This window comes from Pseudomonas sp. R62 (genome assembly GCF_000257605.1).
Lineage (GTDB): Bacteria > Pseudomonadota > Gammaproteobacteria > Pseudomonadales > Pseudomonadaceae > Aquipseudomonas > Aquipseudomonas atacamensis.
Map to the genome: position 1 here is coordinate 2,490,260 of NZ_JH635998.1, position 7,299 is coordinate 2,497,558.

Sequence of the window (7,299 nt, forward strand, 5' to 3'; positions counted from 1 at the left end):
CCTGGAAATCTGCCTGCCCGCGAATCAGGCGCCGGGTTTCTTCAACGACCTCGTCGGCGCCGGCATTTCGCCGATTGGCCTCGGTGCCCGTGACACCTTGCGGGTCGAGGCCGGAATGAACCTGTACGGTCAGGACATTCATCAGGACGTTTCACCGCTGGCCTCGAACATGGCCTGGAGCATCGCCTGGGAGCCGGCCTCGCGGCAGTTCATCGGCCGCGCGGCGCTGGAGGCGGAAAAAGCCGCCGGTGTGGCGCACAAACTGGTCGGTCTGGTACTGGAAGAGCGCGGCGTTTTGCGCGCTCACCAGGTGGTTCGCATCGCCGATGTTGGCGAAGGGGAGATCACCAGTGGTAGTTTCTCTCCTACGCTGAGCAAATCGATTGCCCTGGCGCGTGTACCGATGGCAACCGCCGACCGCGCCGAAGTGGAAATCCGTGGCAAGTGGTATCCGGTGCGAGTGGTCAAACCGACCTTCGTGCGCCATGGCAAAACCTTGATCTAACCTTTTCTGGCGGGTATGACCGCTGACCAATTTCCGAGGAACCGAAGATGAGCGATATCCCTGCCGAACTGCGTTTTGCCGAAAGTCATGAATGGGCGCGTCTGGAAGCTGACGGCACTGTCACCGTGGGCATCAGCGATCACGCGCAGGAAGCGCTGGGCGACGTGGTGTTCGTCGAGCTGACCGAAGTCGGCAAGGTGTTCGCCGCCGGCGAGCAGTCCGGCGTGGTCGAGTCGGTGAAAGCCGCCTCCGACATCTACGCCCCGGTCAGCGGTGAGGTCATCGCGATCAACGAAGACCTGAGCGGCTCGCCCGAACTGCTGAACTCCGACCCGTACGGCGCGTGGATCTTCAAGCTCAAGCCAAGCGACAAGGCCGAGCTGGACAAGCTGCTGGATGCGGCGGCTTACAAGGCTGCCATCGGCGAGTAACTTGCCGGCCAGAGCCAAAGCCCCGATTCGTCGGGGTTTTTTTTTCAGAATCAAAAGATCGCAGCCTTCGGCAGCTCCTACAGGGGAATGTATTCCAAAGGTAGGAGCTGCCGAAGGCTGCGATCTTTTGATCTTCGAGGGCACTGCTATGCTGGTTTGACCGTGTCGATTGACGCCAAGCGCCAGCCAGGAGAACCCGTCATGTCCCAGTCGCCGTCCCTGAGCCAGTTACGCGATCCCGAAGCCTTTCTGCGCCGCCACCTCGGCCCGGATGCCGCCGAGCAGCAGGCGATGCTCGACAGCCTCGGCCTGGGCAGTCGCGCCGAGCTGATCGAGCAGACCGTGCCGCCGGGCATTCGCTTCAATCGCGCACTGGATCTGCCGCCGGCCCTCGACGAACAGACTGCGCTGGCGAAACTGCGCGGTTATGCCGAGCAGAATCAGCTGTTCACCAGCCTGATCGGCATGGGCTATCACGGCACTGTCACGCCGACCGTCATCTTGCGCAACGTGCTGGAAAATCCCGGTTGGTACACCGCGTACACCCCATATCAACCAGAGATCGCCCAGGGCCGGCTCGAAGCGTTGCTCAATTTTCAGCAACTGACCATCGACCTCACCGGCCTGGAACTGGCCAACGCCTCGCTGCTCGATGAGGCTACCGCAGCGGCCGAAGCCATGGCTTTGGCCAAGCGCGTGGCGAAGTCCAAGAGCAATCTGTTTTTTGTGGATGAAAATTGCCATCCGCAAACTCTCTCCGTGGTACAGACCCGCGCCGAAGGTTTCGGCTTCGAGCTGATCGTCGACGCGGTGGATAACCTGGCGCAGCACGAGGTGTTCGGCGCGCTGCTGCAATACCCCGACACCCACGGCGAAATCCGCGATCTCGAACCCTTGATCAACCACCTGCACGCGCAACAGGCCCTGGCCTGCGTCGCCACCGATTTGCTCAGCCTGCTGGTGCTGACGCCGCCGGGTGAGTTGGGTGCCGATGTGGTGTTCGGTTCGTCCCAGCGTTTCGGTGTGCCGATGGGTTATGGCGGCCCGCACGCGGCGTTCTTCGCCAGCCGCGAGGAATACAAACGAGCGATTCCGGGGCGGATCATCGGTGTGTCGAAAGATGCTCGCGGCAACGTCGCGCTGCGCATGGCCCTGCAAACCCGCGAGCAACACATCCGCCGCGAGAAAGCCAATTCGAACATCTGCACCGCGCAGGTGCTGCTGGCCAATATCGCCAGTTGTTATGCGGTGTATCACGGCCCCGAGGGTTTGAAGCGTATCGCCCAGCGCGTGCATCGCCTGACCTGCATCCTCGCGGCGGGACTCGAGCGCAACGGCATCAAACGGCTCAACAGGCAGTTCTTCGACACGCTGACTCTGGAGGTCGGCGGTGCGCAAACGGCGATCATCGAAAGTGCTCAGGCAGCGCAGATCAACCTGCGCATTCTTGGGCGCGGCCGCGTCGGTCTGAGTCTGAACGAGACCTGTGATGAACACACCGTGGCGAAGCTGTTCGATGTGCTGCTCGGCGCCGATCACGGCCTGAGCGTTGATGCGCTTGATGCGCTTGATGCGCAGGACATCGCCTCGGGAATTCCCGACGAACTCCAGCGCAGTACGCCGTACCTGCAACATCCGGTGTTCAACGCTCACCACAGCGAAACCGAGATGCTGCGTTACCTCAAACAGCTGGAAAACAAGGATCTGGCGCTCAATCAGTCGATGATTCCGCTCGGTTCCTGCACGATGAAACTCAATGCCACCAGCGAGATGATCCCGATCACCTGGCCGCAGTTCGCCGATCTGCACCCGTTCGTGCCGAGGGAGCAGGCTGTCGGTTACACGCTGATGATCGAGGAGCTTGAGCGTTGGCTCTGTGCGATTACCGGTTTCGATGCGATCTGCATGCAGCCCAACTCCGGCGCCCAGGGCGAATACGCCGGGCTCCTGGCGATCCGTAAGTATCACGAGAGCCGGGGGGAGGGCGCGCGGGATATCTGCCTGATTCCGTCGTCGGCCCACGGCACCAATCCAGCGTCGGCGCAGATGGCCGGGATGCGTGTGGTGATTGTCGAATGCGATGAGGCGGGCAATGTCGATCTGGACGATTTGCAGATGAAAGCCGCCGAGGCCGGGAACAAGTTGTCGTGCCTGATGGCGACCTATCCGTCGACCCACGGCGTTTACGAGGAAGGCATCAGCGAAATCTGCGCAGTGATCCACCAGCACGGCGGCCAGGTGTATATGGATGGCGCCAATCTCAATGCTCAGGTTGGTCTCGCCCGACCGGCGGACATTGGCGCCGACGTCTCACACATGAACCTGCACAAGACCTTCTGCATTCCCCATGGCGGCGGCGGGCCGGGCATGGGCCCGATCGGCGTTCGTGCGCATCTGGCGCCGTTCGTCGCCAACCATCCGGTGGTGCCGATTGACGGGCCGCTGGCGCAGAACGGCGCAGTCAGCGCAGCGCCGTGGGGCAGTGCGAGCATTTTGCCGATCAGTTGGATGTACATCGCCATGATGGGTACGCAACTGGCGGACGCCAGCGAGGTGGCGATTCTGGCGGCGAATTATCTGGCGCAACATCTATCCGGCGCGTTCCCGGTGCTCTACACCGGGCGCAATGGCCGCGTGGCCCATGAATGCATTCTTGATCTGCGCCCACTGAAGGCGCAGACCGGCATCAGCGAGGAGGACGTCGCCAAGCGGCTGATGGATTACGGTTTCCACGCGCCGACCATGTCCTTCCCGGTGCCCGGTACTTTGATGGTCGAGCCGACCGAGAGCGAATCCAAGGCTGAGCTCGACCGCTTCATCGCGGCGATGCTGAGCATTCGCGCCGAGATCAATGAAGTGCAGAAGGGCAACTGGCCGGGCGAAGACAACCCGCTCAAACGCGCGCCGCATACCTTGGCCGATGTCACTGGAGTCTGGGAGCGACCCTACAGTGTCGAACAGGCCATCACCCCGGATGCGCACACACGCTTGCACAAATATTGGCCGGCGGTGAATCGGGTGGATAACGTTTATGGCGACCGCAATCTGTATTGCGCGTGTGTGCCGGTGGATGATTACCGCTGACATTCAGCCTGTATGCAGTCATCGTGGGAGCGAGCTTGCTCGCGAAAGCGTCGTGTCAGACGCCGCATATTTTGGATGTGAAATTGCCTTCGCGAGCAAGCTCGCTCCCACAGGGTTCTGTATCGGGTTCAGAATCCGGGCAAAAAAATGCCGCTCGTTTGAGCGGCATTTTTTGTTACTCGGAAGCCACGGCGTTCTTCGCCAGAATCGCGTTCGCCAGTTCCATGTCCGAAGCCTGCAGGCCAGGGTTGTCGGCGCGGACTTTCTGCATCGCTGCTTCCAGGTACGGGCCACGGATGCCGCCGTCGCTGGCGACGAAGCTGCCGGCGTCGTCCTGGGCGGCGACGATCAGCTTGTGATCCTTGAAGGTCAGGTAGGTCGAGCCGGTGGTGGCACCGGAGGAGATGACGTTACGCCAAAAGCTGTCCGCCATGGCCGAACCAACGGGAAGCGACAGCAGGGCCAAGGTGGCGACAGCGAGTTTGAGACGCATGATGAGGTGACTCCTGGGATTGACTACGGCGTTGGATAGCCGATCCCCGATCCAGTTCCGTGCTGAATTATTTCAACTCACTTTGCGGTGTCACCCGCAGCACTTCCTCCACCGTGGTCAGCCCCGCCGCAACTTTCTGCGCACCGGACAGGCGCAGGCTGCGCATGCCCTCCTTGAAGGCCTGACGCCTGATCGCGGTGAGGTCGGTATCCGGGGTGATCAGCGCTTTGAGGCTGTCGCTCAGTTGCATGATTTCGTACACGCCGGCGCGGCCGCGATAGCCGGTGTCGCGGCATTCCAGGCAACCGATCGCCCGTTGCGCATTGCTCGGCAGCGGCGCCTGCCAGGGTCGGGTCAGGGTTTGCCAGTCTTCATCTTCGAGCGTCAGCGGCGCCTTGCAGTGCGGGCACAACGTGCGCACCAGACGCTGAGCCATAACGCCGAGCACGGTGGCTTTGATCAGGTAATGCGGCACACCCAGTTCGAGCAAACGGCTGATGGCGCTCGGCGCATCGTTGGTGTGCAGGGTGGACAACACCAAGTGCCCGGTGAGCGCGGCCTGAATCGCCATTTCCGCAGTTTCAAGGTCGCGGATTTCGCCGATCATGATGATGTCCGGGTCCTGCCGCATCAGCGCGCGCACCCCGGCGGCGAAGGTCAGTTCGATGTTGTGCTGCACCTGCATCTGGTTGAAGGCTGGCTCGACCATTTCGATCGGGTCTTCGATGGTGCAGAGGTTGACCTCCGGCGTCGCCAGTTTTTTCAGCGTGGTGTACAGGGTGGTGGTCTTGCCCGAACCGGTCGGCCCGGTGACCAGAATGATGCCATTGGGCTGGCGGGTCATGTCCTGCCAGCGGCGCAGGTCTTCGGCGCTGAAACCCAACTGGTCGAAATTCTTCAGCAGCACTTCCGGATCGAAAATCCGCATGACCATTTTTTCGCCGAACGCTGTCGGCAAAGTCGACAGCCGCAACTCCACTTCGCCGCCGTCCGGGGTCTTGGTCTTGACCCGGCCATCCTGGGGTTTGCGCTTTTCCGCGACGTTCATGCGGCCAAGACTTTTCAGGCGGCTGACGATCGCCATGGTCACCTGCGGCGGAAATTGATAGACGTTGTGCAACACGCCGTCGATGCGAAAGCGCACGGTGCCGTGCTCGCGGCGCGGTTCGATATGGATATCGCTGGCGCGCTGCTGGAAGGCGTACTGGAACAGCCAGTCGACGATGTTGACGATGTGCGCGTCGTTGGCGTCCGGCTCCTGATCGCTGGCGCCGAGGTTGAGCAGTTGTTCGAAGTTGCCAAGGTTGCCGCTCTGGGCGTCGGCATTGCTGGCACCGCTGACCGATTTGGCCAGCCGGAAAAACTCGACGCTAAAGCGCTGGATGTCGACCGGGTTGGCCACGACCCGTTTGATCGGCAGCTTCAATACGTGGGTCAGGTCGGCTTCCCAACCGCTGACGTAGGGCTGAGCGCTGGCCACGGTGACCGAGTCGCGGTCCACGGCGACGGCGAGAATCTTGTGGCGCTGGGCGAAGGCGTAGGACATCAGCGGCGTGATCGCCGCGACATTGATTTTCAGCGGATCAATGCGCAAATACGGCTGACCGGCCTGTTGCGCCAGCCACAGGGTCAGGCTTTCCAGATCCAGATGTTTGCCCGGACGGCTGAGGTCGTCGAGTTGCTGGCTGGCGATGAATTCCAGCGGATGCATCTGCCCGTGAGCCGCATGGCGACGGCGGGCATTGAGCGCCTGTTCCGCCGCGTCCTGGCAGATGAAGCCTTGGGCGACCAGTTCCCGTAACACATCGTTGAGGTCCAGCCAGCGGTCCTGAGTGACAAATTGAACGGACATGCGGCTTTCCTTTTTAAGCGTCATGCGCAAAAGGATAGTCGTGGCCCCGCTGACCGTTGGGCCACTACCCGACGAAGCCGTTGCCGGATTTGTCAGCCGGCAGCCTGGGCGGGCGCCTGCCACGCCGCGTCGGCGTTGTGCAGATCCACCGCGCAGACGCTGATCAGGTTACGCAGTTTCTCCGCGATCACTTGCGCGCGATGCCAGCTCAGGCCGCTCATGAGCAGATCGATCGACAGCAGATCGTCCTGGCGCTGGACCTTGATTTGCTCCGGCGTCAGAAACTGCAAGGCGAACAGATTCAACACGCGCACCAGCAGATCCGGCTCGGCCTCGGCGAGGATTTGGTATTGCGCCAGGCAGTGGGCGTTGTTGACGTTCCAGACATCAGCGCGGGCGGCGGGGCTGTTTACGGCTTCAAGGTGCGGCATGGCGAGTCTCCAAAATCACTGGAGAAATTTTTACATTCGGTGCGAGGTATTTCTTGGCTATGATCGGCGCCTAAACGGATTTATCGAAAGAATTGATTCGTAAAAGCTGATCTTTGAGGATTTTTTATGCACAGCGAGCTGGACGCCTACGACCGCAAGATCCTCGCCTTGCTGCAGGAAGACGCTTCGCTGTCGAGCGCGCAGATCGCCGAACAGGTCGGCTTGTCGCAATCGCCGTGCTGGCGGCGGATTCAGCGGATGAAGGAGGAGGGCATCATTCGCGGCCAGGTGACCTTGCTGGATCGCAAGAAGATCGGCCTGAACACGCAGATTTTTGCCGAGATCAAACTCAACGCTCATGGGCGTTCGAACTTCACCGAATTCACCGAGGCGATTCGCGGCTTTCCGGAAGTGCTGGAGTGTTATGTGCTGATGGGCGCGGTGGATTTCATGCTGCGCATTGTCGCGGCGGATATCGAGGCGTACGAGCGGTTCTTTTTCGA

7 protein-coding genes are annotated in these 7,299 nt (G+C 61.2%); 4 read left to right on the forward strand and 3 right to left on the reverse strand.

What is annotated here, in order from left to right:
- The 3 genes from OQK_RS12215 to gcvP form a co-directional block, all read left to right on the forward strand.
- On the forward strand, window positions 1-505 hold a 505-nt coding region (locus tag OQK_RS12215), incomplete at its 5' end, for a glycine cleavage T C-terminal barrel domain-containing protein (RefSeq protein WP_038860893.1).
- Between the two features lie 47 nt (window positions 506-552).
- Complete coding sequence (gene gcvH, locus OQK_RS12220; RefSeq protein ID WP_016772639.1) at window positions 553-936, forward strand: glycine cleavage system protein GcvH; 384 nt, start codon at window positions 553-555, stop codon at window positions 934-936.
- A 201-nt stretch (window positions 937-1,137) separates the two neighbouring features.
- Window positions 1,138-4,020, forward strand: a complete 2,883-nt coding sequence (gcvP, locus tag OQK_RS12225; protein ID WP_016772640.1) for an aminomethyl-transferring glycine dehydrogenase — start codon at window positions 1,138-1,140, stop codon at window positions 4,018-4,020.
- 175 nt (window positions 4,021-4,195) lie between these two features.
- On the opposite strand, the gene OQK_RS12230 is transcribed toward gcvP, so the two are convergent.
- The 3 genes from OQK_RS12230 to OQK_RS12240 form a co-directional block, all read right to left on the reverse strand.
- Window positions 4,196-4,516 carry a DUF2388 domain-containing protein gene (locus OQK_RS12230; protein ID WP_172667868.1) on the reverse strand — a complete coding sequence of 107 codons (321 nt, stop codon included), beginning with the start codon at window positions 4,514-4,516 and terminating at the stop codon, window positions 4,196-4,198.
- Window positions 4,517-4,580: 64 nt separating this feature from the next.
- On the reverse strand, window positions 4,581-6,365 hold the full coding sequence (locus OQK_RS12235; protein WP_016772642.1) for a GspE/PulE family protein: 1,785 nt from the start codon (window positions 6,363-6,365) through the stop codon (window positions 4,581-4,583).
- Window positions 6,366-6,457: 92 nt separating this feature from the next.
- A complete protein-coding gene (locus OQK_RS12240; protein ID WP_016772643.1) occupies window positions 6,458-6,796 on the reverse strand; it encodes a hypothetical protein in 339 nt (112 codons plus the stop codon).
- A 126-nt stretch (window positions 6,797-6,922) separates the two neighbouring features.
- Here OQK_RS12240 and OQK_RS12245 point away from each other — a divergent pair.
- Window positions 6,923-7,299, forward strand: a 377-nt coding sequence (locus OQK_RS12245; protein ID WP_038860895.1) for an Lrp/AsnC family transcriptional regulator, incomplete at its 3' end; no start/stop codon positions are given.

What these genes read in the sequence shown, in the direction of transcription:
- OQK_RS12240 (WP_016772643.1), bottom strand. Translation starts at nt 6,796, where the DNA reads ATGCCGCACCTTGAAGCCGTAAACAGCCCCGCCGCCCGCGCTGATGTC.
- gcvH (WP_016772639.1), top strand. Translation starts at nt 553, where the DNA reads ATGAGCGATATCCCTGCCGAACTGCGTTTTGCCGAAAGTCATGAATGG.
- gcvP (WP_016772640.1), top strand. Translation starts at nt 1,138, where the DNA reads ATGTCCCAGTCGCCGTCCCTGAGCCAGTTACGCGATCCCGAAGCCTTT.
- OQK_RS12235 (WP_016772642.1), bottom strand. Translation starts at nt 6,365, where the DNA reads ATGTCCGTTCAATTTGTCACTCAGGACCGCTGGCTGGACCTCAACGAT.